At 52.5% G+C, this 24,397-nt stretch carries 30 protein-coding genes, 5 tRNA genes and 1 pseudogene; 26 read left to right on the top strand and 10 right to left on the bottom strand.

What is annotated here, in order from left to right; genetic code table 11:
- Positions 1–240: 240 nt before the first annotated feature.
- Both QXT02_RS00680 and ala read left to right on the top strand, forming a co-directional pair.
- Positions 241–392 (top strand) — tRNA-Asn (locus tag QXT02_RS00680).
- 84 nt (positions 393–476) lie between these two features.
- Complete coding sequence (gene ala, locus QXT02_RS00675) at positions 477–1,463, top strand: alanine dehydrogenase (RefSeq protein ID WP_342811386.1); 987 nt, start codon at positions 477–479, stop codon at positions 1,461–1,463.
- Between the two features lie 7 nt (positions 1,464–1,470).
- Here the strand turns inward: ala and QXT02_RS00670 are convergent, their stop codons facing one another.
- From QXT02_RS00670 to QXT02_RS00655, 4 genes are read right to left on the bottom strand one after another with little or no spacing between them, the layout of a single operon-like run.
- A complete protein-coding gene (locus QXT02_RS00670) occupies positions 1,471–2,448 on the bottom strand; it encodes a DHHA1 domain-containing protein (protein ID WP_342811384.1) in 978 nt (325 codons plus the stop codon).
- 60 nt (positions 2,449–2,508) lie between these two features.
- Positions 2,509–3,747: an ABC transporter permease gene (locus tag QXT02_RS00665; RefSeq protein ID WP_342811382.1), complete on the bottom strand. Its 1,239-nt coding sequence runs from the start codon at positions 3,745–3,747 to the stop codon at positions 2,509–2,511.
- A gap of 3 nt (positions 3,748–3,750) precedes the next feature.
- Positions 3,751–4,956: a hypothetical protein gene (locus tag QXT02_RS00660; protein WP_342811380.1), complete on the bottom strand. Its 1,206-nt coding sequence runs from the start codon at positions 4,954–4,956 to the stop codon at positions 3,751–3,753.
- A 2-nt stretch (positions 4,957–4,958) separates the two neighbouring features.
- Positions 4,959–5,645, bottom strand: a complete 687-nt coding sequence (locus QXT02_RS00655) for an ABC transporter ATP-binding protein (RefSeq protein WP_342811378.1) — start codon at positions 5,643–5,645, stop codon at positions 4,959–4,961.
- Between the two features lie 144 nt (positions 5,646–5,789).
- On the opposite strand from QXT02_RS00655, the gene QXT02_RS00650 reads away from it, so the two are divergent.
- The 7 genes from QXT02_RS00650 (at position 5,790) to QXT02_RS00620 (ending at position 10,250) form a co-directional block, all read left to right on the top strand.
- Positions 5,790–5,902 (top strand) — tRNA-Ile (locus QXT02_RS00650).
- A gap of 113 nt (positions 5,903–6,015) precedes the next feature.
- A complete protein-coding gene (locus QXT02_RS00645) occupies positions 6,016–7,137 on the top strand; it encodes an ABC transporter substrate-binding protein (protein ID WP_342811376.1) in 1,122 nt (373 codons plus the stop codon).
- 2 nt (positions 7,138–7,139) lie between these two features.
- Positions 7,140–8,111, top strand: a complete 972-nt coding sequence (locus QXT02_RS00640; protein ID WP_342811374.1) for an iron ABC transporter permease — start codon at positions 7,140–7,142, stop codon at positions 8,109–8,111.
- The gene (locus QXT02_RS00635; RefSeq protein WP_342811372.1) at positions 8,111–8,899 is read left to right on the top strand and encodes an ABC transporter ATP-binding protein; all 789 of its coding nucleotides are present in this window, start codon (positions 8,111–8,113) and stop codon (positions 8,897–8,899) included. Before QXT02_RS00640 ends, QXT02_RS00635 begins: the two co-directional genes overlap by 1 nt.
- A gap of 4 nt (positions 8,900–8,903) precedes the next feature.
- Positions 8,904–9,434 carry a nucleoside-triphosphatase gene (locus QXT02_RS00630; protein ID WP_342811371.1) on the top strand — a complete coding sequence of 177 codons (531 nt, stop codon included), beginning with the start codon at positions 8,904–8,906 and terminating at the stop codon, positions 9,432–9,434.
- Complete coding sequence (locus QXT02_RS00625) at positions 9,421–10,125, top strand: DUF364 domain-containing protein (protein ID WP_342811370.1); 705 nt, start codon at positions 9,421–9,423, stop codon at positions 10,123–10,125. The genes QXT02_RS00630 and QXT02_RS00625 overlap by 14 nt, the downstream gene beginning before the upstream one ends.
- Before the next feature lie 47 nt (positions 10,126–10,172).
- Positions 10,173–10,250, top strand: a tRNA-Glu gene (locus tag QXT02_RS00620).
- Positions 10,251–10,327: 77 nt separating this feature from the next.
- Here the strand turns inward: QXT02_RS00620 and QXT02_RS00615 are convergent.
- Positions 10,328–11,803, bottom strand: coding sequence for a hypothetical protein (locus QXT02_RS00615; protein ID WP_342811368.1), 1,476 nt, complete (start codon positions 11,801–11,803; stop codon positions 10,328–10,330).
- Between the two features lie 136 nt (positions 11,804–11,939).
- On the opposite strand from QXT02_RS00615, the gene QXT02_RS00610 reads away from it, so the two are divergent.
- From QXT02_RS00610 to QXT02_RS00545, 14 genes and pseudogenes are all read left to right on the top strand, one after another.
- On the top strand, positions 11,940–12,767 hold the full coding sequence (locus QXT02_RS00610; RefSeq protein WP_342811367.1) for a methyltransferase family protein: 828 nt from the start codon (positions 11,940–11,942) through the stop codon (positions 12,765–12,767).
- Positions 12,768–12,837: 70 nt separating this feature from the next.
- Positions 12,838–14,055: a S1C family serine protease gene (locus QXT02_RS00605; RefSeq protein WP_342811366.1), complete on the top strand. Its 1,218-nt coding sequence runs from the start codon at positions 12,838–12,840 to the stop codon at positions 14,053–14,055.
- Between the two features lie 63 nt (positions 14,056–14,118).
- The gene (locus QXT02_RS00600) at positions 14,119–14,418 is read left to right on the top strand and encodes an Hsp20/alpha crystallin family protein (protein ID WP_342811365.1); all 300 of its coding nucleotides are present in this window, start codon (positions 14,119–14,121) and stop codon (positions 14,416–14,418) included.
- 54 nt (positions 14,419–14,472) lie between these two features.
- Positions 14,473–14,661 carry a hypothetical protein gene (locus QXT02_RS00595; protein ID WP_342811364.1) on the top strand — a complete coding sequence of 63 codons (189 nt, stop codon included), beginning with the start codon at positions 14,473–14,475 and terminating at the stop codon, positions 14,659–14,661.
- 48 nt (positions 14,662–14,709) lie between these two features.
- Positions 14,710–14,797: transfer RNA gene (locus QXT02_RS00590), tRNA-Leu, on the top strand.
- Between the two features lie 71 nt (positions 14,798–14,868).
- Positions 14,869–15,108, top strand: coding sequence for a DUF3096 domain-containing protein (locus QXT02_RS00585; protein ID WP_342811363.1), 240 nt, complete (start codon positions 14,869–14,871; stop codon positions 15,106–15,108).
- Between the two features lie 118 nt (positions 15,109–15,226).
- Positions 15,227–15,592, top strand: a complete 366-nt coding sequence (locus QXT02_RS00580; protein ID WP_342811362.1) for a 50S ribosomal protein L18e — start codon at positions 15,227–15,229, stop codon at positions 15,590–15,592.
- 7 nt (positions 15,593–15,599) lie between these two features.
- Positions 15,600–16,025, top strand: coding sequence for a 50S ribosomal protein L13 (gene rplM / locus QXT02_RS00575; protein ID WP_342811430.1), 426 nt, complete (start codon positions 15,600–15,602; stop codon positions 16,023–16,025).
- Complete coding sequence (locus QXT02_RS00570; protein ID WP_342811361.1) at positions 16,025–16,423, top strand: 30S ribosomal protein S9; 399 nt, start codon at positions 16,025–16,027, stop codon at positions 16,421–16,423. Before rplM ends, QXT02_RS00570 begins: the two co-directional genes overlap by 1 nt.
- Positions 16,424–16,432: 9 nt before the next feature.
- Complete coding sequence (locus QXT02_RS00565) at positions 16,433–16,624, top strand: DNA-directed RNA polymerase subunit N (protein WP_404980393.1); 192 nt, start codon at positions 16,433–16,435, stop codon at positions 16,622–16,624.
- Positions 16,625–16,657: 33 nt separating this feature from the next.
- Positions 16,658–17,953 (top strand): annotated as a pseudogene (gene rbcL, locus QXT02_RS00560) (type III ribulose-bisphosphate carboxylase); the annotation flags it as partial.
- Positions 17,954–17,970: 17 nt separating this feature from the next.
- Positions 17,971–18,912: a hypothetical protein gene (locus QXT02_RS00555; protein WP_342811359.1), complete on the top strand. Its 942-nt coding sequence runs from the start codon at positions 17,971–17,973 to the stop codon at positions 18,910–18,912.
- A 102-nt stretch (positions 18,913–19,014) separates the two neighbouring features.
- Positions 19,015–20,019: a potassium channel family protein gene (locus QXT02_RS00550; protein ID WP_342811358.1), complete on the top strand. Its 1,005-nt coding sequence runs from the start codon at positions 19,015–19,017 to the stop codon at positions 20,017–20,019.
- A gap of 98 nt (positions 20,020–20,117) precedes the next feature.
- Positions 20,118–20,195 (top strand) — tRNA-Pro (locus QXT02_RS00545).
- A gap of 82 nt (positions 20,196–20,277) precedes the next feature.
- Here QXT02_RS00545 and QXT02_RS00540 read toward each other — a convergent pair.
- The gene (locus tag QXT02_RS00540; protein WP_342811429.1) at positions 20,278–20,880 is read right to left on the bottom strand and encodes a cytochrome c biogenesis CcdA family protein; all 603 of its coding nucleotides are present in this window, start codon (positions 20,878–20,880) and stop codon (positions 20,278–20,280) included.
- Between QXT02_RS00540 and QXT02_RS00535 the strand changes: the two genes are divergently transcribed.
- Positions 20,854–20,976, top strand: a complete 123-nt coding sequence (locus tag QXT02_RS00535; protein ID WP_342811432.1) for a hypothetical protein — start codon at positions 20,854–20,856, stop codon at positions 20,974–20,976. The genes QXT02_RS00540 and QXT02_RS00535 overlap by 27 nt on opposite strands.
- Here QXT02_RS00535 and QXT02_RS00530 read toward each other — a convergent pair.
- Together QXT02_RS00530 and QXT02_RS06735 are read right to left on the bottom strand one after the other, a co-directional pair.
- Entirely contained in the window at positions 20,968–21,246 is a 279-nt protein-coding gene (locus QXT02_RS00530) for a TlpA family protein disulfide reductase (protein WP_404980399.1), read from the bottom strand. The genes QXT02_RS00535 and QXT02_RS00530 overlap by 9 nt on opposite strands.
- Positions 21,209–21,340 carry a hypothetical protein gene (locus QXT02_RS06735; protein WP_404980398.1) on the bottom strand — a complete coding sequence of 44 codons (132 nt, stop codon included), beginning with the start codon at positions 21,338–21,340 and terminating at the stop codon, positions 21,209–21,211. The genes QXT02_RS00530 and QXT02_RS06735 overlap by 38 nt, the downstream gene beginning before the upstream one ends.
- Here QXT02_RS06735 and QXT02_RS00525 point away from each other — a divergent pair.
- Together QXT02_RS00525 and QXT02_RS00520 are read left to right on the top strand one after the other, a co-directional pair.
- Positions 21,278–21,415, top strand: coding sequence for a hypothetical protein (locus tag QXT02_RS00525; protein ID WP_342811356.1), 138 nt, complete (start codon positions 21,278–21,280; stop codon positions 21,413–21,415). The two genes, QXT02_RS06735 and QXT02_RS00525, sit on opposite strands and share 63 nt — an antisense overlap.
- Positions 21,416–21,664: 249 nt before the next feature.
- Entirely contained in the window at positions 21,665–22,144 is a 480-nt protein-coding gene (locus QXT02_RS00520) for a ferritin-like domain-containing protein (RefSeq protein ID WP_342811355.1), read from the top strand.
- 148 nt (positions 22,145–22,292) lie between these two features.
- On the opposite strand, the gene QXT02_RS00515 is transcribed toward QXT02_RS00520, so the two are convergent.
- Both QXT02_RS00515 and QXT02_RS00510 read right to left on the bottom strand, forming a co-directional pair.
- Complete coding sequence (locus QXT02_RS00515; RefSeq protein WP_342811354.1) at positions 22,293–23,276, bottom strand: radical SAM protein; 984 nt, start codon at positions 23,274–23,276, stop codon at positions 22,293–22,295.
- A 93-nt stretch (positions 23,277–23,369) separates the two neighbouring features.
- Positions 23,370–24,389: a zinc-dependent alcohol dehydrogenase family protein gene (locus tag QXT02_RS00510; RefSeq protein WP_342811353.1), complete on the bottom strand. Its 1,020-nt coding sequence runs from the start codon at positions 24,387–24,389 to the stop codon at positions 23,370–23,372.
- Positions 24,390–24,397 lie beyond the last annotated feature (8 nt).

The raw sequence follows: 24,397 nt of genomic DNA, 5'->3' as shown, positions 1-24,397 counted from the left end.
GAGAATTCGTATTCCCCGGTACTGATTGATGGGTTTAAAGACAAAGCCGTGTCGTACTCCCCAGTACGATTTTTGACTCAATGCTTGGAACCCGCTTGGACGAAGAGAGGAGCATGAGCAACCATTGTCGACTGCTGAATAGGTAAAGCTGAGCAGAGGCAGTTTGCTCCTGAGGGGGCAAGGGATAAACTGGGCAAAAGCTTATGAATTCGGTGGAAAAGTAAGAAGTGCCGGGGAAATGCCGGGGTTCCGTTGCGGCCCGACAGCTCAGTAGGTAGAGTGCTCGGCTGTTAAACCGGATGTGAATGAAGAACGAACCTCAATAAAAAAAGACGACACGTCTGGGCACAGCAACCGAGCGGTCAGAGGTTCGAGTCCTCTCCCCGGCGCCATTTTCCTAACCTTGATCGCTTACCATAGGGCGCTAAGGCGCAACGGTTAAAACCTAGTCCCGGTAGCAGTAATCGGTGCCAAAGATGAAAATCCTGCTTTTGTCAAAGAAGGAGATCGAGGGGTTAATCTCGATGCGCGAAGTTATAGACGCGGTCGAGAAGGCCTTCATGGCAAAGGGGCTGGGCAAGGTCCAGATGCCGCCCAAGTCCTACGTGAATTTTGAAAAGTACGGGGGCGACTTCAGGGTCATGCCCGCTTACTTGGAGGACATGGGCGCCGCAGGTGTCAAGATCGTTAACGTTCACCCCAGAAATCCAAAAAAATACCGGTTGCCCACAGTCATGGCCACGATACTACTGCTTGACCCCAAGACGGGCGCCCCCCTCACCATCATGGATGGAACACTGATAACCAACCTGAGAACCGGAGCCGGCGGGGCGGTCGCGGCAAAGTATTTGGCTCGGCGAGATTCCAAGGTCGTTGCGATGCTCGGCGCCGGAGTTCAGGCGAGGACCCAGCTGCTGGGGCTGAACGAGGTGCTGAAGATAGAGGAGGTCAGGGTCAACGATATCGATGCCAAAAATGCCTCGCGCTTTGCCGCTGAGATGCGCGAGGAGCTGGGGGTGGAGACGAAGGTCTTTCGGAGGGTGAAGGAAACCGTTGAGGTAGCCGACATTATAGTAACCACCACCCCCTCGACGAAGCCCATCCTGATGAACGAGTATGTCAGGAGCGGTACGCATATTAACGCCATCGGTGCCGATGCCCCGGGAAAACAGGAGCTCGATCCGGCCATCCTCCTGCACGCCAAGGTGGTCGTCGACGATGTGGAGCAGGCGATTCATGGGGGAGAGGTTAACGTCCCGCTGGCGAAAGGCTTGATCTCGAGGTCCGATATCTATGCAGACCTCGGTGAAATAGTGACCAAGAAAAAACCAGGTCGAACTTCCCGCGATGAAATTACCGTGTTCGATTCCACCGGCCTCGCCATACAGGACATCGCCACCGACTGGTTCGTTTATCAGAAGGCAAAAAAACTGGGCAAGGGAAAGTGGGTCGAACTTTTTTGAAGCGAGTTTAAACGGTTCCCAAACCACTGATGGGAGAAACCTCCCTTTTTATCGTCTCCAGAAATGTCTCCAGCAGGTTTACTGGGACGGTGGCCCCGGCAGCCCCTTCATGCCCACCGCCAGATCCACCGACCCTAGCCGTGATGTGGCGGAGCATCTCGTTTAGGTCTATCTTGCTCCCGGTCCTGCGCCTGATGCTGATATCCACATCGTCCTTCTTTACCCGGGTGCAGATCCCGACGTCAACTCCGGTGATGCCCAAGGCGTAAAGCGCAGCCTTTCCCAAGCTGCCTACTGGGAGATCGTAGACGATGGCGATATTGTCCTCAACAACAACGTGCTTCTTCACATATTCGTAGATGTCCCACTCCCTCTTGGTAGCTTTCAGGGCTCGATCGACCAGGTCGGGCATCTCCGTGGGCGGTATTCCTTGGGCGAGCTTGATCACGATATCCCTCTTGAAGTGATAGTCTCCGGCAGCTTCCCCCAGACCCTGGGTGAGCAGGCCCGCCTCCATGTAGATGGTTCTCCGGTCGTATTTGTCCATCCTTCCCCGAACGAACTCGGTGTCCCAGCAGTAGTCGGCGATGGCTCCCCAGAGGGCGACGCGGTCCATGTCAGATTTGGGGTCCTGAATGAGCAGCTTGAAGGCCAGCTCGGAAGAACTTGCCCCAGTATCAAGGGCAAACTGCGTCACCGGGAAATCCCTTTTCAGAGTTCCGGGTGGGAGGGGGTGATGATCCGCGTAGAGAACCTCATCCTTTTGGGCCAGCTCCCGCATCCGCTGGAAGATCTGATCCTTGTTGGCTTCATCGATGGCCACGTCAAAGATCATCACCGCCGTGCCCGGCTCGATGGTGTTCAGATCCCTTAGCAACCTAATGGGTCTGGTGAACCAAATCTCGGCATCGGGAAACCGGTATCGGGCCAGTGCGGCGGCGCAAATGCCATCGGTGTCGCCGTGAGTCAGTATCTTTATCCCCAAGCCAGCACCACGCTCAGTTAGATTTTTTAACTAATAACTTTGAGCCAGCGGCATAAAGGTTCACTCGTAGCGGAGGGCCTCGATGGGGTTCAGGTTGGCCGCCTTTCTGGCCGGTAGAAATCCTGCGATAACACCCACGAAGAAGGAAAGGGCAATGGCACCGGCAATGAGTTCTGGAATGATGGCTATACTGGCACGAAGTGAACTCAAACCACCGTTGGCAATGGTGGTGCCGCTGATGGCCATGCGGGAGAGGAATATCAGACCCTCCCCAAGCCCTAGCCCTACAAACACACCGATGACGCCACCGATGAGGCTGATGATGCCGGACTCCAAGACGAACAGCATCAGGATATCGCGGTTGGTCGATCCCAGCGCTTTCATCACGCCAATTTCCCGCGTCCTCTCGGAGACGGTGACAAACATGATGTTGGTGATGCCGATGGTCCCCACGATCAGGGAGATGCCGGCGATGCCGCCCAGCAGGATGGACAGCAGCCCGGTTATCTGCCCCACGATGTTCTTGACGTAGTCGGGCGTTATCACGGTAAAGTCTTCGTTGTTCTTGGTGACTCGGTGGGAGCGGCGCAGGGCCTCGGAGATCCTCTCCGCCACTTCGTTGATGTTCGCGTCTGATTTTACCCCCACGACAATTGAGTCCACACGGTCCTCGGGCAAGTTGAATACCTCCCTCATCGCCTCTTTGGGGAGATAAACGGTGGAGTCGGTGGTCATCAGGGCGCCGCCAGCCTTGTTCATGATGCCGACGACTTGAAACTCGGTGTCCTTGATTACCAGCTTCTTCCTCAGGCCAACCTCCTTCTGGAACTTTTCGTAGGCCACGGAATTGCCGATGACGGTGGCGTAGCGATCGGAGTCCTTGAGATACCGCCCCACCTCCACGCCAAGGGTGTCCAGCCTTTCAAAATCGCTGGGCGAGAGCCCGACGATGGTCAGACCCTGCCCTTCGCCCCCGTAAATGACGAGGGCCGAGGTCTGAAGCTGGCCGTAGGCGACACTGACCCCGTTGATCCTCTGAATAATTTCAACATCCTTTTCCGTCAATCCTCCGGCGGTGCCGGGGGAGAACAGTCCACCCCGGCTACTCGAGGTGATAAGGATTCTGTTCCCCTGTAGCTTTTCCAGCTGTTCACCGATGGAATTGCTGATTCCCTGAGTGGCCGAGACCATGCCGACAATCGCCGCTATTCCGATGATGACGCCCAGCGTCGTCAGGGAACTCCTCAGCTTCCGCTGCGTCAAGTTCCTGAAGATCAGGATAAAGGAACCCTTCAGCATACATCATTTTCTCCTCTTACGCCAGAAAGAGTAGACGACGATGACAATAATTAGACCAATGATGGCCAGCTGCCAGAGGGGAATTTCAACATTTTTATTAAGGTCCTCCTGAGACAACACCGTTAGGTACACCGTTTCGGCCTCGGTGAACTCCTTGCCAAACGGGTCTTGGTAGACCAACTCCAGCTTCACAGGATAGACCCCCTTGGTCGCGTTTCCGCTGACCCGGAAGGATATTTTTTCGGTGTCGTAGTCGTCGGATTTCAGGCGCCCGATATAGATGCTAGTGGGCGAAACATCTTCCAAGACCGAGGAGCCGATAAAGTTCAGCTGCAGGAACTGAGCCTCCATCGTCCCGGCGTTGGCGATCTTTATTTCCATGGAGCCACTGGTACCGGCCGCCACCATGTCCTGTGAGTTCAGCGTGGTTATCAGGTTGATGCTGCCGTAGACCCTCAGCCCGGCAAATTCTCGGCCGGTGAAAATCTGTGTCTTGGTCTCATCCAAGTAACTCAAAAGTATTGGGATCGAGTAGACTCCCGCGCTCAGGTTCTGGTTGATGTTCAGCCTGAAGGAGATTTTTGCTGAGCCGTTTACCGGCACCCCCCCCACGTATTTTTCGTTCAGATCAGAGACAAAAGTACCCGCAGCTTGGTCCAGCGAAACTATGAGATCCTTGGCTGGACCATCACCATAGTTCTTCACCTCAAAGGAAACGGTTACAACACTGCCTGGGCTGACTGGATCTTTGTCGAACGCGATCTTCTCTATCTTCAGCAGCGGTGCGGACCTGATGACTACAGGTACCCAGATTTTGAGCTCGTTTTCCTCGGCGCTGACGTTGCCGACGTGATATTTTGCCGTGATTTCCACATAGGTGACCTTGGGCGGTGCATTTTCGCCTGCCTTGATCTTGAACGAGGTCAGCTGGGAAGTCATCGGAGAAATGCTATAGAGGTAAAAATCGGAGGGGTCAAGCGAAAGCTCATCCCCGGTTTTAAAGCTGATTTCCACGTGGTAAATTTTTGAGGTCGTGGCGTTCTGAATGGAAATTATCAGGGTGGTTTCTCCGCCCGGCCTGATGTAGTTATCGAGCAGTGACCAGCCCAAGTTGAGCGAACCATCAGCTGCCGAGGCCGACCCCGCGCCCCCTATGATGGCCAGAGCGACCAGAGCTGAGACCGTTAGCATCAACATCGCTTTTTTCATAATTATCTCCTCTCCTCCTTTACGATTCGACCATCCTTTAAATATATTGTTCTCTTCATAGTGCTGGCAATATAAGGATCATGGGTCACGATCACCAGCGTTACCCCCTTCTCCTCGTTCAACCTTCTTAATAGGTCAATGATTTCTCTGCCCGAACGGGAGTCGAGGTTGCCGGTGGGCTCGTCGGCAAGCACGATCTTGGGGTTATTTGCCAAGGCTCTGGCTATGGCCACTCTCTGCCTCTCGCCTCCGCTCAGCTCGGAGGGCCGGTGTTTCATCCGATCCTTCAGGTTTACCAGCTCCAGAAGCTCGGCGGCGCGTTTTTTTCTCTCGCTTTCATTCACACCCGCGAACATCATGGGCAGTTCCACATTTTCCAAGGCGTTCAGCGTCGGGATGAGGTAAAAGAACTGGAAGACGAAGCCAATTTTGTGTCTTCTGATCTCGGCCAGCTTAGTGCCATTGAGCTGCGAGGTGTCAACACCGTCGATGTAGATCCTGCCACTGGTCGGCCTGTCCAGGCAGCCCATCAGGTGCAGCAGGGTGGACTTTCCCGATCCCGAGGGACCGATTATCGATAGATTTTCTGAGGGCATGATCTTTAAGCTCACTCCGTCCAGCGCCCGCAGGTCAACCTCACCCATGCGGTAGATCTTGGTTACCTCATCAACCTTGACCACTTCTTTCATCCGGCCCACCAGGCTTTTTACCATCAACCTATGTGGCGATGTCTATAAATATGTAGTATGGCTACATAACAGGTACGACTACTTTTTCAGCAGGGCTAGAGATTTGCAAACTTTTTTTAGCAGTGATTGCATATGGCTTTTTGTGGGCCCGTAGCTCAGCCTGGTGGAGCGCCCGACAACTGAAGAAGTTGGGCGAGGCTCATAGGTTGACCGGGGAAACCGGGTGGTCGAGGGTTCGAAGCCCTCCGGGCCCACCATCTGATTTTGAGTGCTCCAGCTGTAAACCTTTTTTAATTAACATATCTTTTTTTATACTATTATTGTTTAACAAAAAGTAGTGTTTGAAAATTAAGGAACTTGGTGTAAGGGAATGAAAAAGAATCTTATCTCTCCGATTGTCCTGATACTGGTCGTGGTGGTGGCCGCCTATCTGGTTATCGGACAGACATCCTATCCCCCGTTAACGGGGCCAATTTCCGTTGTCGATGCTCTCGGCAGGACGGTTCAGGTCGAGCTTCCCGTTGATCGTGTCATCATCACCGGCAAGAGCGCCTTTCCCATCACCAGCGTGGCCTACATGTTTTCCAGTGCCAGAAGTGTGTTGTATGGACTGGACCAGCGGACCGCCAGCGTGCCGCTTTTCCGTGCGGTCGATCCATCAATTGACGCCAAGACGGTGAGCAGTGATCTGGGCGCCGGCTCTGATGCCCCTAACGTCGAGGAGCTGGCCAAGCTGAACCCTGATCTGGTGATATTCAAGACGGTGGTAAAACTCCAGGTCGCTGAGTCCCTAGAGTCCCTCGGCATCAGCGTGGTCTATGTTGATCTGGAGAACATCGACAGCTATCTCCGCGATGTCAGGCTGATGGGGAAGTTGTTTGGTGAAGAGCCTCGAGCCAACAAAATCGCTGGCTACTATGAGGAGAAATACCGCTACGTTCTCTCCAAGACCTCCTCCTTACCGCTGTCGAATAGACCTCGAACTCTCTTCCTATTTTACAGCGTCAAGGGAGGAACCATCTCGTTCAACGCGCCGGGATCTCGCTGGCTGCAGACAATGATGATTGAAGTGGCCGGAGGTTACCCGCTGTCCAAAGAACTCGGCGGCGGGGGATGGAACACAGTGTCATTCGAACAGATTGCACAGTGGAATCCGGAGATCATCTTCATCGTTACCTATTCTGATAATCCTTCTCCAGCCAGCGTCAAGGAAAACATCCTCCATGATCCACTCTGGAGAGATGTGGCCGCGGTTAAGGAGGGCCGGGTTTATGCGGTACCGGATGATTCCCATTTGATCGCGATTGGAAGCTGGGATACTCCAAACTCCCGGTGGATACTGGGACAGCTTTGGATGGCCAAGAAAATCCAGCCTACCATCTTCACGGAGCTGGATCTGACGGCTGAGGTGAGGCAGTTCTACAGGGAAATGTATGGTCTCGATGAGGTAGGGGCCGGTGAGATCATGCAGCAGATCACCGGGGATTTGTAGAGATGGACATGAGGCACCACTTCCGCTTTCTGGCGATAACGGTCGTTTTGCTGGCGGTTTTCTTTGTTTCCCTATTCGCGGGCAGATACGCAGCGGATATTCGGGATTTGATCTCTAGTGGCTTGGGCGCGGAAATAATTTTCAACATTAGATTGCCGAGAATACTCGCCGCGGTTCTGCTGGGAATGGCGCTCTCGGCGGCGGGCGCGGCTTTGCAGTCGGCGTTTAAAAATCCGCTGGTGGAGCCAAGCCTGCTTGGCGTGAGCCAGGGTTCGGCCTTCGGTGCGGCGCTGGCCATCCTGTTTTTGGTAAACTCGCCGTTCGTCATCGAGGCGTCGTCAACCGTGTTCGGGTTGCTGGCGCTTCTGGTCGCCTACACGCTGTCTTCGTCAATAAAATACGGTGGAAAAATCCTCAGGCTGGTTCTGGCTGGGATTGCGGTCTCGGCGATGTTTTCCGGCGGGGTCGGGGTTATCAAGACCATGGCCGATCCGCTGAACCAGCTTCCGGCACTGACCTTCTGGCTGCTGGGTGGTCTCTCCGGGGTGCGGTGGAATGACCTGATTTACATGCTACCGCTGACTCTTTGTGGAATTACAGGGCTTCTGATAATTCGCTGGAGGATTAATCTGCTCACCTTGAGGGATGACGTCACCTTTTCACTGGGTTCCGATCCGGGGAAGCTACGCGCCGTGGTGGTTGTTTTTGCCGTACTGGCCGCTGCGGCGGTCACCTCGGTGGCCGGAGTTATCGCTTGGGTGGGCCTGATCGTACCACACATGTCTCGGAAAATATTCGGCGCCGATAACAGCCGGATTGTCCCGGCTTCTCTGATCTTGGGCGCCACGCTCATGATTGTCTTTGACACCATCGCCAGAGCCATTACCGCCGGTGAAATTCCACTGGGCATAATCACATCGCTTTGCGGAGCGCCGGTCTTTCTCCTGCTGCTTTCAAGAGGGGGTGAAAGCTGATGACAAAGATAGAGACCAAGGGAGTGAGGTTCCGATATTCGGGACAAAGCGAGGATGTTCTGAGAGGAGTTTCTACGGTCTTCTCTGGAGGCAGAGTCACCGCTTTGCTCGGACCCAACGCCTCCGGAAAGACAACGCTTTTCAAGTTAATCCTCAAGGTGCTGACCCCGACCGCGGGCAGCATCCATCTCAACGGAAGAGAGCTAAACCAGTTGAGTTTGTCTGAGCTGAGCAAAATCGTGGCCTGGGTGCCACAGGAGGAGGAGCCGCTGTTTCCCTACACGGTGCACGAATATCTCATGCTGGGCCGGGCACCGCACCTCGGCTTCTTCGACGTGCCGACGGGTGAGGACGAGCGGATACTCAGGCGCACCCTTGCTGAGCTGGGAATTTCGGAACTTAGCTGCCGAAAGACGACCGACCTGAGCGGCGGCGAGAAGAGGTTAATCTTCATCGCTCGGGCCCTAGTTCAGCAAACTCAGGTGCTAATCCTCGATGAGCCCACAGTACACCTAGATCTTAGGAATAAGGCTCGAGTGCTTCAGGCGATCAGAAAGGCGGCGAAGGCAGGAAAGACGGTGATCTTCTCCACCCACGATGTCAATGAGGCCTCACTAGTGGCGGATGAGGTCAAGATACTGAACGGGGGCAGGATAATCGCTCAGGGAGACCCGATCAAGGTGCTGACGGAACGGGTCTTGAAAGGGATATATGGCATGAAACTGGTGTTTAGAAAGGTGGAGAAGCGACCGATAGCGGAGCTGGCCCCGGAGAACTTCGCAGGGTGAGACGGTGAGGGTTATCTTAGCTGGAGAGAAGGGAGTTGGCAAGACAACGATTTGCCGGAAGATCATCGAGATCGCTGCTGAGATGAGGCTCATCTGTGCTGGCACGATAACTTCACAGCAGGGTGATGAACTCGTGGTCGAGGACATCGCCAGCGGTGATAAAAAGCTTCTTGCCGCCGTGACCGGTTCCCGCGAGATTCCGGGAGGGATACCACACTGTCACTTTGTCTTCAGTCCGGAAGGAATCGATTTTGGTAAGAGGGCGCTGGGAAAGAAAGGCGATCTGATGATAATTGACGAGTTCGGCAAGCTGGAGCTGATGGGAAGGGGCTTCGATAATGCACTGGAGACCTTCAAACAGCATGATAATGTCATCCTCGTAGTCCAAGACACTCTTAAGGACAGGCTGCTACGTGAGCTGGACGGCATCGACTTCAAGGTTGTTGAGGTCACAGAGGAGAACCGGGAGGAGCTGCCCCGTTTGCTCGTTGATTTGATGGGAAAATTTCAGGTGGACGTGGATGCTCATCGATGATCTGATCGCCAGCCTGCCGGACAAGGAGTGTAAGGTCAGGGAGGTCCGCGTCGGTTACCTCTGGATCGGTGTCGTGACCAAACACTGCGGGCTGGCGAAGAATTACGGTGGGCCTTACACCCCGGCTCCGGAGGGCTTCGGCAATCTGGAAAAGCTGGGGTGCTCTAAGCTACTGTCCTACGCTAAATCTTGGAACTTCCTTGAGGCGGGCATCGGCATCGCCACCCTGAACTCGCTGATCGATGTCAGAGGGAAGAGGAAGAACGCCTTTGACATCATCAGGGAGGTAGGCAGGAACAAGAGGATAGTGATGGTGGGGCACTTTCCCGATATCAAAGATTTGCAGAGGGTGGCCAAGGAGGTCTGGGTGCTGGAGAGAAACCCGCAACCCGGGGACCTCCCCGATACCGCGGCGGAGTACCTGATACCGAGAGCCGATATCGTCGCCATCACTGGGTCGGCGATCATAAACAAGTCACTGGAGAGGCTGCTGGAGCTGAGCCGGGGCAAGTTCACCGTGATCATGGGACCATCCACGCCAATGTCCGAGGTTCTCTTTGACTACGGGGCGGATGTGCTCGCCGGCGTCAGGGTGAAAGATCCCGCGAGCGTGATGAGGAAGATCTCGCAGGGTGGCGGGATGGTCAGCCAGCTCAAGGGTGATGTTGAGTTCAGGATCATGGAGAAATAGCTTTTGATGAAATCGGGTTTAATAATCTGAAGCGTAAAAGATAGTGGGCCCCGGTGGTGTAGGCCGGTCAATCATACAGCCCTTTCGAGGCTGCGACGCGGGTTCAAATCCCGCCCGGGGCACCAACTTGGCCAATGTTCAATTAAGTTAATCTCCAGCCATCCGGTTCCCTAGGTCTTTGGCGAAATAACAAGAACGGAAATTACCTGAGGTAAATTTTCGCGTTCGAAGTGAACTCTCTAGTCTCCGAAACCACATCAGAAAAAGCTTCAACCCTGAGGGTGTTTTCGTCGAGCATCTCCACGATGAGAATTCCCACTCTTCCACCGTAGTTAAACGGCCATCCACACTGGAACGAGTATAGTTTGTATGCAACCTTTCCTGAAGAAGGAGCAACGCTTTCAGGAGGTGGTCCCTCGGCCTTGTAAGCCGCAGGAGGCAGACCGACCATTTCGCTCCCGATTGAGATCATAACTTGAGATGGATCGTAGTTACTATAAACGAAAGCGATCGCATATTCCTCGAACTCGGATGTGTTCAAGACCTCTGGGGGGATGTTTTCGTAGAACCAGTTTCCGATCAGCTTTCCGGGGACGTCGGAGCAGAAGGTCCCGTTCTTGTCCTCCCCGGTGGTCGCCACCATCGAGTACAGCTGCGTTTTGATTGGCTCGACGAAGTACTGGAGAGGTTTATCTCCGTGTATTCCTTTGCTACTGTATCTTTGCGGATTAACAAAGGGATTTATCAAGTCTTTGTTGAGTACGCCTAGGTCCAACGCCGTCGGCGGTGCCAAGTTTCCGAGCCTTTGCCCGGCATCCACATAGTCTCCGACTTTTATTTTTTCGTCCACTATTACGTGGTCCAGATAGTAGGAAAAGCTGCTGGATACGCCGATGATGATCTGATTGTCGTCCGGGCCACTGGGTCTTATCTCTAAAACCTTTCCCGAGGTCGGAGCGAAAACATCACTCTTGGCCCCACCGTAAACGAAGTAGATGTGGTCCGTGGGCAGGGTATGGGCTGGTGGCACCAAGTTACCCAAGGGGATGATGTACTTGATTAAGTCGATTTCCACGGGCGAAAAGGTAAATTCAAGTTCTCCCGGAGGAAGAGCGGGATCAAAGCCAAATACTTTTTCCTCTTCGGCCTGCTCTTCTGCGGCTGGACCATACCCCAGAACAGCCGCCCAGGACCCAGTGACGATGCCAAATATCGTGCCTTCCATTTCAGTGGTCATTACCGCAAAGATGAATACACCGCTGTCACCAGATCTGTAGTACTGCAGATACACGGCAGTTTTGGTGTCAGGGAAAAAGCTGTTCTCCTTTACCAATTCCCATTCGCCCATGTGCTGGAGGTACCAGTCCACTACTTCTTCAGCATCTGCGCTTGTGGTGTATCCTTCAGGGCTGGCATCTGAAGGAATCCCCAGTCTGAGTTTCATCCAATCTGGTATCAGAAATTCGTTTGCGCCGGGATAAACAGGCACTTCCAGCTTTATGGTTCCAGTTGTGGTCGGCGTGTTAGATGGTGGCAACTCTGGCGGGAGGGATGTCAAGGTGGTTGTTGTGGATATCGTTTGAGTCAGTTGTCTCGGATTCATAAAAAATAAGTAAACACTGGTGCCTAACGCTCCTAATATCAGCAGGATCATGATGGTGAACATCACCTTGTTCATACATCCACCAAGAGCACTCAATCTGATATTTTTGAATAATATTTAAATTGGTTTTTCTAGTTGAGAATTTCAGCTTCGGTTTTTACGAATGATGTAATTTATTTATTCAACCACGTCAGTTAATTGGCTGTCTGAGATGAGAAAAACGCTTGCACAAACTGTTATCATCCTCCTGACGCTCTTTTCTGTCTTCTGGATCATGGGCAGCGTTCCGCAGCTGCTTCCGGCACTGTTAGTCGTAGCGCTTCTCGCCATCGGTTTGTTAGGAGTTCTATGGAAGCGTCGAATTTTGAGCTGGGCCGGAGCCGGAGCGGTGTGGGCGTTTTACGCCCCAGTCCTGCTAGCGCTCTTTCAGGTCTCGGTAGGCATGGCGTTGATCTACGGTGGACTGGTTGCTCTCATCTACGGAATCTGGGCCCCGCTGCTCTCCTCTGAGGCCACCGCTTGGCTGGTGAGAGGACGAACATCAGATCCGCAACTGTTCCAACTTATCGCCCCAATCCTCACCGTGTTAGGCTTGGCAATTTTTGTGGTCGGTCTTGTTCAAATCATCAGGTCAAAAATTCGCGGTGGCGGGCTGGTGACAGCTGGACTGTATTCGCTGGTCAGACATCCGCAATATCTGGGCGTCAACATCTTGGCCCTTGGCTTTGTGCTTTACGGCCTGAGGCCAATTGATTTCATTGCTTGGGCCAACCTAGTCTTCCTCCACGCAATCTTAGCCGAGGATGAGGAGGGGAGGCTCAAGGAAAAGTTTGGCCAGGCGTACTTGGAATATCAACGGCGGGTTCCCTTTCTACTTCCATTCGTTCCACATCGACTGAGGAGATTCTTCGGTGGACTTTTATCCACGGGCTGGAAGAGAAAGGCCGTTTTAATCGCAATTTATCTTCTGGCCCTAGCCATTTTGATCGCGGTTCTCTGGGCGGCATGGGTAGCAAACGGCGCCATGCTCATGAGGTAAAAACAACCCACGATCGCTAGATGATAAGGGTTAAAACAAATCGCAGCGAAATTGGGTTTTGGTGAATGGTTTGCCGAGACGCCGAGGCCGCTACTCAGGCCGGCTGCTGGTTGGGTTGGTCGTTTTGGTGCTGGCGGTCGGCATTTTTGCCGGTGCAGTGGCCGGTTACATGATAACCTGGCAGGAGGTTAAAAACCTCCAAGGCCAGGTGTCTTCACTTGAGGAGCAGCTCTTAGCGCTGGAAAACAAAATTTCGTCAATCAGCGACCAGATCTCTGGGCTGGCGAGGGAAAATGTCATTCACGTGGTGCAGGAGAATTTTTCTCTCCCTGACTTATATGAAAAGGTCAAGGACGCCGTCGTCGTGATTCGCTCCACACTTTCTGGTAGGGTGGCTCAGGGCTCTGGTTTCTGGTATAATTTTGAGGGCCAGCCAGTGATAGTGACCAACTACCACGTGGTCAGCGGTGCCAGCGAGATAGTGGTGACGCTCAGAAACGGCAACGCCTATCCCGCCACGCTGCTCGGCTCGGATCCATATGCAGACCTCGCCGTGCTTTCCCTCAGCGTCCCCAGCCATGAAATCAAGACGCTGGAGATCGTCAGCTCGTCCACGTTGAAGGTCGGTGATACGGTGGTGGCGGTGGGCAACCCCTACGGCCTCACCGGCTCGATGACGGTGGGGATAGTGAGCCAGCTCGGTCGCACAATACAGGAGTCAACCATTGGAAACTACTCAATCGCGAACATCATCCAGACCAGCGCACCAATAAATCCCGGCAATTCAGGCGGGCCGCTGCTGAACGTTCTTGGTCAGGTAGTTGGAATCACCACCGCGATTGTCGCCGATTCCCAGGGCTTGGGTTTCGCCGTTCCCTCAAACACAATTCTGCGCGAGATAGAGGCGCTGGTAAAAACAGGCACCTACAACAAACATCCCTGGCTTGGCATTTTGGGGCGCGACATGGACTACGAGATTGCCCGAGCCATGAACACCGACGTGACCTACGGTTGGCTGGTCGTCTCGGTAGTCCCTGGAGGCCCTGCTGATAAGGCGGGCCTGCGCGGTGGCACCAAGCAGTACTTGACTTCAACTGGTGCTGTGGTGACTATCGGGGGCGACATCCTGATAGCCGTCGACGGGCACCGCATAATTACCCTTGATGATCTGATGAGCTACCTTGAGGAAAACACCACCCCGGGGCAGGTGGTTAAATTCACGGTAGTCAGGAGCAACACCACCATTAATGTCTCCGTTGAGCTGGGCACTAGGCCGCCGCTCTCGTAGCCGCTCCTTGCGATGGGCAAAAAAAGATAAAAACATCGACTCGGATTGTTTATAGGTGAATAGTTGGTAAAACGACCTTTGGTTGCTCCCGAGGTCTGCGCACACTACCATTCGGGAAAAAAATACGAAATCCACGTCAGGTTGCCACAGGTGAAAAAGGAGAACATCGAGCTGAACTTTTCCAAGAATGGATTCTGTATCAAGGCTCAGAGGGATGATCTCGTCTTCGCCACCTGCCGTTCCCTTGATGTCCCCGTTGACCCGAACAAAGTCAAGACCAAGTACTACGATGTCGAGGGGCTGCTGGAGATAGTTGCCCCGCTGCTGAAGCCGATAAAGACCAAGAGAATTCCCATCAGGTAAATCTTAGACCCATGATTTATATGGGCGGGACCTGCCGTTTTGGTTGGTGAAGTCATGCCCAGCTGCGCTGTTTGCGGAAAACCGCTGGAAAAAGCCACGGTGAAGTGCGCCCGATGCGGTGCTGAGATGCATCGCCAGTGCGCCAAGAAAACCTTGGGAAAGAGCTACTGCCGGAGCTGCTACAAGGAGGGCAAAAAGCAGTCACGCTATGAGAGGATGGCCCAGCGCGATTATTGGAGATAATCAGCTCAACAAAATAAGTTTAATTCAGTGAGGAATAGATTCTCACGGGCAGGGGTATCCGAGCTAGGTCTAAGGAGCAGGGCTTAGAACCCTGTGGCTAAGGCCTTCGTGGGTTCAAATCCCACCCCCTGCACCAGTTTGGTCATCGGAGAAGACCAGAAGCTTTTTTGCAGGAGAGAAAGAGAAAAATATCGGAGGTGAAGGGAGATGGAAACGCCGGAAAAGCTTCTTAAAAAAGTTGGCATCCACGGGATGGCGGCAGCGATTTTGATGATAATCTTCGGTGCCCTGATCATCGCCTTTCCCGCGCTGATCTCCTGGCTGGTGGGTATTTACCTGATCGTCGTCGGTGCCCTGAATCTAGCCGGTGAGCTGGAGAAGAGAAGACCGGTTGAGCCCAGCCCTGCGGAAACGGGTGGTGCCCCAGCCGAGAAAACTGAGCAGTGATACAAAGTCGTTCCTTTCTATGGCCAGCTGCTGGATTGCGGGCAGGTGAGTTCGAGGTTATTGTCCTCAACCGTAGCATTTATTTGGGGTGAGTGGATAAGTTTGTGAAGCTGATACTATGCCTAAGCCCACGGGACCGACCAACCCCCAAGTAAGGAAGCTGTTGCGACTACTTCGCGAGCAGGGTAAAAAGCAGAAGGCGAAGATCTGGCTGGATCTGGCCGAGCGATTGGAGCGACCTCGGAGGTCTCGCGCCGAGGTCAACCTCAGCCAGATCAATCGCTATACTGAAAACGGAAGCTTCGTTGCAGTTCCTGGCAAGGTTTTGTCGGCGGGAAGGTTGGATCATCCCGTCAAGGTCGCGGCGCTGGCGTTCTCAGCCCCGGCGAAGCGCAAGATCTTGGCGGCAGGTGGCACCCCCATGACCCTGCAACAGCTGCTGGAGCAGAACCCGGTGGGCAAAGGTGTGAAGTTGATGGAGTGATATCATGATTATCGTTGACGGAAAGGACTTGGTTCTGGGCAGGCTGGCGAGTTTCGCAGCCAAGAGGTTGCTGGAGGGTGAGAAGGTCGTCGTGCTGAACGCGGAACAGGTGGTTATCTCAGGAAGGAAAGACGCTACTCTGGAGTCCTACCGGGCGTGGCTGGAAACGAGGAACGTCGCCAACCCAAGAAAAGGACCTCAACACCCCAAACGACCTGAGGACATCGTAAGACGCGCAGTCAGGGGCATGTTACCGTACGATAAGCCCAAAGGCAGGGAAGCCTTTCGTCGCCTTCGTGTTTTTGTTGGGGTGCCGGAGGAGTTCACCGGGAAGGAGACCGCTAAGGTGCCGCGAGCCAGTTTGGCGGACCTCGGTACCAGACGCTTTATAAGGGTTGGCGAGCTGAGCAAGTTGTTGGGCGGTAGGTTTTGATGAAGCCGGTTATTGCCATCGGGAGAAGGAAGGCGTCGCTGGCTAAGGTGAAGATCACACCTGGTAAGGGAAAAGTTATTGTGAACAATCGGGCACTAGAGGCCTATGAGCCGGAGCTGGCCCGCCTGAAGATCATGGAGCCGCTGCAGCTGGTTCCGGAACTCGCCAAGACTGTGGACATAAAAATTGAGGTGAAGGGTGGTGGGTTCATGGGACAGGCCGAGGCCGCCCGCACGGCGATTGCCCGGGGGCTTTTTGAGTGGTCCAAGGATCCCAAAATTCGCGAGTTATTCAGGCGCCATGACTGGACACTGATCAAGAGCGATGTTAGGTTCAAGGAGACGAAGAAGCCGGGAGGCCCGGGGGCTAGGGCCAAGTTCCAGAAGAGCTATCGTTGAGGTGTTGTGATGAGACCTGTGCGCTGTTTCACCTGCGGCAAGCTCCTCGCCGATAAATACGACATTTTCGAGGAGCGGGTCAAGAAGGGCGAGGAACCCGCCCGAGTGTTGGATGACTTAGGGTTGAAGCGCTATTGCTGCAGGACGGCGGTTATCACTAGCGTCGATTTCACCGAAGAAATCGCCAAGTTCAAGAAGTAGTCAAACAGCTTTTTAGCCGCAAAGGATCAATTTAAACACATGAGCACCGAGTGGTATCTGGACTTTGTTGACCTCGACTACCGGCCCTCTGGCGATGAGCTCGTCGCCCTCTTTAGAGTCGAGCCGGCTAAAGGCATCAGCATGCCTGAGGCAGTGGGCAGGGTGGCTTCTGAGAGCTCGATAGGGACCTGGACCAAGCTGACGACGATGACTCCTGAGAGGAGGAGGCTTATGGCCAAGGCCTTCGACATCAACAAGCCTTGGGTCAAGGTCGCCTACCCCTCTGAGCTTTTCGAACTAGGTAACATGCCGCAGGTGCTCAGCTCCATCGCGGGCAACATCTTTGGTATGAAGGCCATCAAAAACCTCAGGCTGGAGGACGTCAGTTTTCCGCCATCGTTGGTGAAATCATTTCCCGGGCCGCAGTTCGGCATTTCAGGAATCAGAAGTATCTTTGGAGTTAAGGATAGACCGCTGACGGTTTCGGTGCCCAAGCCCAAGGTTGGAATGAGTAGCGAGGAGCACGCCGAGGCTGGTTACGAGGCTTGGTCGGGCGGGTTGGACTTGTTGAAGGACGATGAGAATCTCTCCAGCCAGACCTTCAACCAGTTTGAAAGGAGGGCTAGGCTTTCTTTCAAGATGAGGAATAAGGCAGAGAAGGAAACCGGTGAAAGAAAGAGCTATCTCATTAACGTTACTGCCGAGACCCGGGAAATGCTGAGGCGCGCTAGGATGGTGAAGAGCCTCGGCGGCGAATACGTGATGGTTGATATCCTCACAGTCGGCTGGGCGGCGGTGCAGACGTTGCGAGAGGAGTGTGAGCGGCTAGGCCTAGCCATCCACGCCCACAGGGCCTTCCACGCGGCCTTCACGAGGAACCCGAAACACGGCATGTCTATGCGCGTGGTCGCCAAGATAGCTAGGTTGCAGGGCGTTGACCAGCTTCATGTAGGTACAGTGGTGGGTAAGCTGGAGTCACCCAAGGAAGAGGTGCTCGCGCTCAAAGAAACAATCACCAGCGATCGGGTAAAAGAATCTGATGGATTCTTGCCACAGGACTGGTGCGGGCTCAGGCCGATCTTTCCAGTCAGCTCCGGTGGACTTCATCCGGGCCTTGTCCCACAGGTTATGAGGCTTTTGAGTCACGACATCCTCATCCAGATCGGAGGCGGCATTTGGGGCCATCCTGATGGTGGCCGTGCTGGAGCTAGGGCGCTCCGGCAGGCGATTGAGGCCACCATGGATGGGATCCCATTGAGCGAGTATGCCAAGACGCACCAGGAGCTAAGGCGGGCTCTGGAAACCTGGGGATACACCAGACCGAAGTGAACAATGGAGAGGGAGCGATGTCGCCTTATAATGTTGAGCTGATCACTCCTGAGGAAAAGGATGAAATTTTCAACCAGAACCTGCACCGCTACCTCTACACCAAGAAGGCCAACATCTACGGCTGCTGCATAAAATTGCTCACCGAGCTTGAGGAGATCAAGGACAGGTGGGAGGAAAATTTTTACACGATGGATGAGAACATCCGCTCCCACGGCCGCCTTATCGTGCTGAGGGAAAAAGGTGGCGAACTGAACGTCAAGTACGATCCTTACACCAACACCGCCTTTCTCACCAACGTGAACTACTATGGGTGGGTGAAAAGCATCGCGCTGGCCGTGGCCGGAGATGTTCTCGAGGATGAGCACGGGATTTACTCGGTTCACGGGGCGGCGATAGATTTTGGTGGCACCGGTGTTTGCATTATCGCGCCTTCTGGGACGGGAAAGACGACGCACTCCTGGGGGCTGCTCAGACATCCTGAGGCAAGGCTGATCTCGGATGACTGGTTTTTCGTGAGGTTATTCGACCGGGGGCATCTGGCCTTCGGCTCGGAGAAGAACTGCTACATCGAGGCCGACATCGGCAAGATCTGGGGTGAATATCTACCGCTTGTGGAACGGTCGCACTTTGACGAGAAGGGCCGAGCGGTGGTAAACGTGAGGTGGATAGTTGGTTCAGGTGGCGTGATCCCCATGACCACGATTAGGAAGATCATCCTGTTGAAGCGGGATAGCACAGATGAGAGACGGGTCTACAGAATTTCGCCCGAGGAGGGACTGGAATACCTGCTCGCCAACGATTTCTGCAACCCCCACCAGCTGGTCAGGGACGCCAGGAAGATGGCGCTGCGAAAGAACTTCTTCAAAAGGCTCCTAGAAAAATCGGAGGTCTTCATGGTCAACACCGTGCCGCCACCGGCCGAGACGCATGAGAATATATTGCGCGTGATAAAAACGTGAATAGTTATACTAGAATTTAAAGCGGTGAATTATTGAAGTAAAACGATGCAAGGCACGGCAGATAGTTTTAAATTGTAGCAAACGGTATATTAGGGACAGGGCATGGTTTTTAGCAGGTCGTTTAAGCTAGCTGTTATAAAAACCCTGAAGGTCGGCGCCATTCTGGCTGCTATAATTTTTGTTCAAGCGATGCTGTTTTGGATATTTGAGGGTCAGGCCAATCCAGAGGCCAGTGATCCCTTTGAGGCATTTTGGTTCATAATCATCTATCTGGTGAGCGGGGCTGAGATAGTACCAGCGACAACAGCCGGACGCATCGTTTGCACGATGGTCGTCATTGAGGGTCTAGCCGTCCTCTCAATATTTATCGCTGCAGTTGCTAGCTATATCATGAAGGGTGGGACAATTACGAAGGGCAAGGGGTTTAAAAACCACATAATCTTATGTGGCCCGCCGGAAAAAGCCCGAAGGATAATTCTTCAGTTAAGGTCACCGGACATAAAGACCAAGCGTCAAATAGTTTACCTCTCCAAGGAGCCAAAGAACCCGCTCCCTGAGGAAGACATCCATTTTATTTCCGGTGACCCGACCAAAGACGAAGACATGAGAAAAGCCGGCGTCATGTCTGCTTATGCCGCTATAATTTTGGCAGATGAAAAGTCAGATAATCCCGATGCCCAAGCTATTCTCACCACGCTTACGGTGGAGAGTCTGAACAGGGATGTTTACACCTGTGTGGAAATATTGGACCCGGAGAACGAGCGACATCTAGCGAAGGCAAAGGTCGATGAAGTTATTTGTCCCAGTAAATTTGGGGAGTATTTGATTCTGCAGTCGTGTGTCAGCCCAGGCTTGTCGAAGATGTTCTCCTCGCTTTTAACGTTTGGGGAGGGTGATGAGGTCTATAGGATACCACTGCCCAACAGTTGCGTCGGAAAAAGTTTCAAGGAAACCTTTGTTAGATTTGGTAGAGAGAAAGACATCATCCTGCTGGCAGTGGAAAGAGGCGGTGAAATAAACATAAACCCAAAGGGTGAATTTAGACTTAAAAAAGGTGATTTTCTCTTCGTGATATCTGAAGAGGAACCAGTCGCTGAGAGCATCTAGGCATCCACGTCACTAAGTAATGTACGCACCAAAAACAGCGATTTTGTGGGCGATGTTCAGCAGAAAACATTTTCTTATACCAAGTTGTTAATCCTTAGGGGGCCGTGGGGTAGCTTGGTCTAGCCTCTCAGCTTGGGGTGCTGGTGACCCGAGTTCAAATCTCGGCGGCCCCACCAAACCTTTTGGATATTAAATTCCAAGACATCTCGGTAAAATCACATTGGCCGGGCTGGAAGCGCAGACAGCCATGAACTGACTTTAGTTAAAAAAAGGATCCAGCTCTGAAGATAGATGAGATAAGCTCCCGCGAGGATCAGGATTACTCCACCCTATTTTTCGCACCTGTGGTATAACCCGCTCAAAGCGATGCAGGATCAAATTTTTCGATGTTGAAACCGCTATCGTCAGTGGAACCATCAGCACGGCCATTCCTAGCGAATATGCCAAGAAGATTAAGAGTCCCGAGAGGAGTTCCCCCGAGCTTATCGCCGTGAAGACCACCATCAGAAAAACCGGGAGGGCACAAGCGGTGGATGCAATGGCGTAGCCGACTCCAAAGATGAAGAAGGACAGCAGACCTCCGCGAAGTGGCGCGGGGAGTGAGACAGAGAGGGAGAGCTTAACTCCGGCCAGCCAGAGGAGACCGAGCGCGATGAGGAATTCCCCAACTGCGATCATCGCCCAGGGAGAGTATGGTCCGATTTGGACGCCCAACAGTGAGACCAGTGTGCCCGTCATGAGAAAAACGGTGATGAAGCCGAAAGATACCGCGGCACCAACACTGGCTCCCTCGGCGACACTTTTCCGCATAGAGATAATTCCGCGTCGTCTGAAATGGTAAGCGACATATGCTGGAAGCAGGGCATAGGCACAGGGGTTAAAGAAGGTGACAAGGCCAGCTCCGAAAGCGAGCGAAAGGAGCGCAGTATCTACCATATCAACGACAACCTAGATTAACCTGTCGATTTCAGCCGATAGGACCGCGTAGGATGTCGCGCCCACGTTTTTATGTGAGATGCGCCCTTGCTGGTCAAGTATGTATATCGTCGGAATATAACTCACCGCGTAGGTTACTCCAACGTCTGGTCCACTTGCAAAGATCCACTCACCACCGTATCTCTCCTTGAATACCCGGATGGTCTCGTTTGTCTCATTTGTGTCGATATCGATCGACATTATCACAACTTTATTACCGTAGTTGCCATAAACTTCCTTGAGATGGCCCATCTGCGCAACGCAGGGGCCGCACCATGTGGCCATGAAAATCGATGATCACGATTTTGCCGCGATGATCGCTAAGGCTGAATGGGTGACCGTCGATATCAGTCAGGGTGAAATCCGGGGCTATTTGTCCGATTCCAATGCCAATGTCATTTTCCTCTGGTCGATTTTCTGAACCCTGAGGACTGGTTTTCCCCATCGTTAGAAAATATCCAGCCACCCCTGCTAGGGCAATCACCAAGACCATCGCGGCGGTTATGGACGTAAGTTTTTTCAATAAATCACCAAATTCATAAGTCTTTCCTAGTAGACTTTTTGTCCTCCATCTAATATCTTTTGACCATCTATCGGTTTTGCAGTCTCCGTGATCCTCAGTTTCTGCAAAATATTTATCAAACGAATTTACAATAAATATGGGAAATCCTTGAAATCAAAGGAAGCCTTAGTAAATTTCATTGAGGAACAAATTAAGATCGAAAAAGAGATCACTCGCTCGTTGAACCGCGCATTGGTTGAAATTGGAAATCCCGCCGTGAAGGGAGCTCTTAAAGGCATCTCCTTGGATTCGAAAAAGCACGCGGAAATGTACGATGCGGCCATTAAGTTATTAACTGGCATTACCCGCGCCCTTACACAGGAGCATCTCGACAAACAAAAGGAACTCGTGAAAAAACACATCCGCCTTGAGGCAGAACTGATTCAAAAGATCAGCGAAGTGATGCCAAGCATCGAAAATGAGAAGGTTAAACTCCTTTTAGATGCGATACTTTCGGACGAGAAGAGACATCACGAATTGCTAAAAAAGGTGTTGGAGATTCTCATTCGAGGTGAAACGGTAACTGAGGAGGACTGGTGGAGTGCCCTCTGGAGAGACGTTCCTTATCATGGAACTCCGGGAGGGTAAACTTGGCTGAAACTGTTAAGTAGTTTTAAAATCAAAAAAGTTTTGAGGTACAAATATACTTCTTGGTGCGTGTGGAAAATAAACTTTTTATCCCTCATTAGCTTCCTCAAATTAAACTCTGGACTTCCCGTTTGTAAAAATGAGGTTTTTACTTTGAGCCACTTGGTTTTTTCACAAGAAAACGTTTCCAAGTTTTCAGGTCATTGAGCGAGAAGGGTAGATGGTAAACAAATGAAGACGGTTCCCTGAAACATTGAACGAAACAATCATTACAACCAAATGGGTTGTATTTTTCCCAGCTCTTGTTCCTGTTCAACACCGTCCTCTTTTTAAAACAAGGGTGAACTTTTCCGGACCAATCAATCCAATAAACGACGCGCCCGCTGCCACAACGGCTCGTGTCACTGAAATTACCCTTTGCGTATGCTATCGCCTCGTGCAAAAAAATATCAGTGTTGATGATATCGTAACCCATTTTTTTCAGCCTGAGCGCGGCGCTGAAGAAATCTGCTATCTGCTCATTTCTCAGGCCACTGATGATGCTGTTGCACTTCGAAAAATATTCCCCGCCATTCGTTTCGGGATAGCAGAAACCAACGGGAATGCCAACTTCGTCGTTTACAAACCTGACATATTCTTCTATTTTTTCGATTATGTATCGGTTGGGTGGGGTGTTGGCAAAAGATCTTATTCCTAACTTTTTACAATTTCCCACGCTTTTCAAGCATTTTTCAAAAGCACCAGCGTGCCCCCTGTTTTGGTCATGTTCTGAACTCACATGGCTGTCGATGCTAAAACCGATCGCATCCACGTGGCCCTTTACTTCGTCGACTCTGTCGGGCAAGGTTCCGTTTGTCGCTATGTGTACGAAGATACCCAAATCATGGGCCCTCTTTACCAACGCAGGAAGATGGGGGTGGAGAAAAGGCTCACCTCCGGTGAGGGAAAGAAAGGCCACTTTATTTTCCACACACTGGCGCAGGAGTTCAAAGGCAGCGTCGATGGGAAGATTTTTAGGAGGCAGGTTTGGTATGTTGCACATCGAGCACCGGCAGTTGCAAGCGGAGGTAACACTGAAGATGGCAGTTTTCCATCTGGCACCAAGCATGCATTTGAGTATAGTTTCTATCATCTGGCTCTCATTACTAGTATCTCAGGAACAATTTATGAATCATAATATATTTTTGGATTTCGTCACCACCACGCTTAAAGAGGGTAAATAAAATTATCCGTTTATATTTAGTACCCCGGCGCCGCTAATTTTTCCCTGCTTGAGTAGAATCAAAGCGTCGTTTGCTTCTTCCAGCTTAAACAATTTGATCTGCGGTTTTATCGGTATTTCGGCCGCTAAGGGTAAAAACTCCCGCACGTCTCTCCGAGTCACATTGGCGACGCTTTTCAGCTCTTTCTCCCACCAGAGATGCTCGGCATAGTTTAGCTCAGGGATGGTGGTTATTTTTCTGATCGCATTGACCACGACTCTGCCTCCCTTCTGAAGGTTTCTTAACGCTTCCCGAACTGGTTCGCCCACAGGAGTAAAATCAATGGCGCAGTCAAGTTTGGCCGGAGGGGTATCCCCAGTGGCTCCAACCCAATCGGCTCCTAGCTTCCGGGCCAGTTCCTGATGTTCCGTTTGTCCCACTCTGGTGAAGACGAAGACCCTTGAGTTAGGTTGAAGGTGTTTGACCACCTGAATGACGATGTGGGCCGAGGCACCGAACCCATAAAGGCCGAGAACCTTTCCATCCGCCATCCCTGACAGCCTCAGGGCCCGGTAACCGATTACACCTGCGCAGAGCAGTGGTGCGGCTTGGAAGTCGGTAAATAGCTCTGGTATTGGGTAAGCGAAATCCTCGGAGACGACCGTGTACTGGGCATAACCTCCATCTTCATCCTTACCCGTCCATCTAGCCTCGGCGCATAGATTTTCCGCACCGACGAGGCAGAAGTGACATCTGCCGCAGGCCCAGTTGATCCAAGCCACCCCTACCCGGTCACCCACCTTAAATTTGGAAGCTTGGGGGCCAAGTTTTTCCACCCGACCAACTATCTCGTGTCCAGGCACCATGGGAAATCTTGTCGGTGGCACTCTGCCCTCGATTTCGTCCAGTTCGGTGTGGCAGATTCCACAAGCGGATATCTTGATCAGAATCTGATTGCCAGCGGGAACGGGGTCGATCAGGTCGACTAGTTCCAGTGGATTTTCTTCGACAGGAGCAATCTTTGTGATCACCGCTGCCCTCATCAGCTCAC

The organism is Hadarchaeum sp. (SeqCode) (genome assembly GCF_038871235.1).
Taxonomy (GTDB): domain Archaea; phylum Hadarchaeota; class Hadarchaeia; order Hadarchaeales; family Hadarchaeaceae; genus Hadarchaeum.
This window is presented reverse-complemented; position numbering and strand designations above follow the sequence as displayed.

What these genes read in the sequence shown, in the direction of transcription:
- QXT02_RS00535 (WP_342811432.1), top strand. Translation starts at nt 20,854, where the DNA reads ATGGTAAGCGACATATGCTGGAAGCAGGGCATAGGCACAGGGGTTAAA.
- QXT02_RS00645 (WP_342811376.1), top strand. Translation starts at nt 6,016, where the DNA reads ATGAAAAAGAATCTTATCTCTCCGATTGTCCTGATACTGGTCGTGGTG.
- QXT02_RS00530 (WP_404980399.1), bottom strand. Translation starts at nt 21,246, where the DNA reads ATGGGCCATCTCAAGGAAGTTTATGGCAACTACGGTAATAAAGTTGTG.
- QXT02_RS00635 (WP_342811372.1), top strand. Translation starts at nt 8,111, where the DNA reads ATGACAAAGATAGAGACCAAGGGAGTGAGGTTCCGATATTCGGGACAA.
- QXT02_RS00565 (WP_404980393.1), top strand. Translation starts at nt 16,433, where the DNA reads ATGAGACCTGTGCGCTGTTTCACCTGCGGCAAGCTCCTCGCCGATAAA.
- QXT02_RS00595 (WP_342811364.1), top strand. Translation starts at nt 14,473, where the DNA reads ATGCCCAGCTGCGCTGTTTGCGGAAAACCGCTGGAAAAAGCCACGGTG.
- QXT02_RS00555 (WP_342811359.1), top strand. Translation starts at nt 17,971, where the DNA reads ATGTCGCCTTATAATGTTGAGCTGATCACTCCTGAGGAAAAGGATGAA.
- QXT02_RS00570 (WP_342811361.1), top strand. Translation starts at nt 16,025, where the DNA reads ATGAAGCCGGTTATTGCCATCGGGAGAAGGAAGGCGTCGCTGGCTAAG.
- QXT02_RS00580 (WP_342811362.1), top strand. Translation starts at nt 15,227, where the DNA reads ATGCCTAAGCCCACGGGACCGACCAACCCCCAAGTAAGGAAGCTGTTG.
- QXT02_RS00655 (WP_342811378.1), bottom strand. Translation starts at nt 5,645, where the DNA reads ATGAAAGAAGTGGTCAAGGTTGATGAGGTAACCAAGATCTACCGCATG.
- QXT02_RS00550 (WP_342811358.1), top strand. Translation starts at nt 19,015, where the DNA reads ATGGTTTTTAGCAGGTCGTTTAAGCTAGCTGTTATAAAAACCCTGAAG.
- QXT02_RS00515 (WP_342811354.1), bottom strand. Translation starts at nt 23,276, where the DNA reads ATGATAGAAACTATACTCAAATGCATGCTTGGTGCCAGATGGAAAACT.
- QXT02_RS00615 (WP_342811368.1), bottom strand. Translation starts at nt 11,803, where the DNA reads ATGAACAAGGTGATGTTCACCATCATGATCCTGCTGATATTAGGAGCG.
- QXT02_RS00610 (WP_342811367.1), top strand. Translation starts at nt 11,940, where the DNA reads ATGAGAAAAACGCTTGCACAAACTGTTATCATCCTCCTGACGCTCTTT.
- QXT02_RS00665 (WP_342811382.1), bottom strand. Translation starts at nt 3,747, where the DNA reads ATGCTGAAGGGTTCCTTTATCCTGATCTTCAGGAACTTGACGCAGCGG.
- ala (WP_342811386.1), top strand. Translation starts at nt 477, where the DNA reads ATGAAAATCCTGCTTTTGTCAAAGAAGGAGATCGAGGGGTTAATCTCG.
- QXT02_RS00660 (WP_342811380.1), bottom strand. Translation starts at nt 4,956, where the DNA reads ATGAAAAAAGCGATGTTGATGCTAACGGTCTCAGCTCTGGTCGCTCTG.
- QXT02_RS00625 (WP_342811370.1), top strand. Translation starts at nt 9,421, where the DNA reads ATGCTCATCGATGATCTGATCGCCAGCCTGCCGGACAAGGAGTGTAAG.
- QXT02_RS00510 (WP_342811353.1), bottom strand. Translation starts at nt 24,389, where the DNA reads ATGAGGGCAGCGGTGATCACAAAGATTGCTCCTGTCGAAGAAAATCCA.
- QXT02_RS00585 (WP_342811363.1), top strand. Translation starts at nt 14,869, where the DNA reads ATGGAAACGCCGGAAAAGCTTCTTAAAAAAGTTGGCATCCACGGGATG.
- QXT02_RS00525 (WP_342811356.1), top strand. Translation starts at nt 21,278, where the DNA reads ATGAAAATCGATGATCACGATTTTGCCGCGATGATCGCTAAGGCTGAA.
- QXT02_RS00640 (WP_342811374.1), top strand. Translation starts at nt 7,140, where the DNA reads ATGGACATGAGGCACCACTTCCGCTTTCTGGCGATAACGGTCGTTTTG.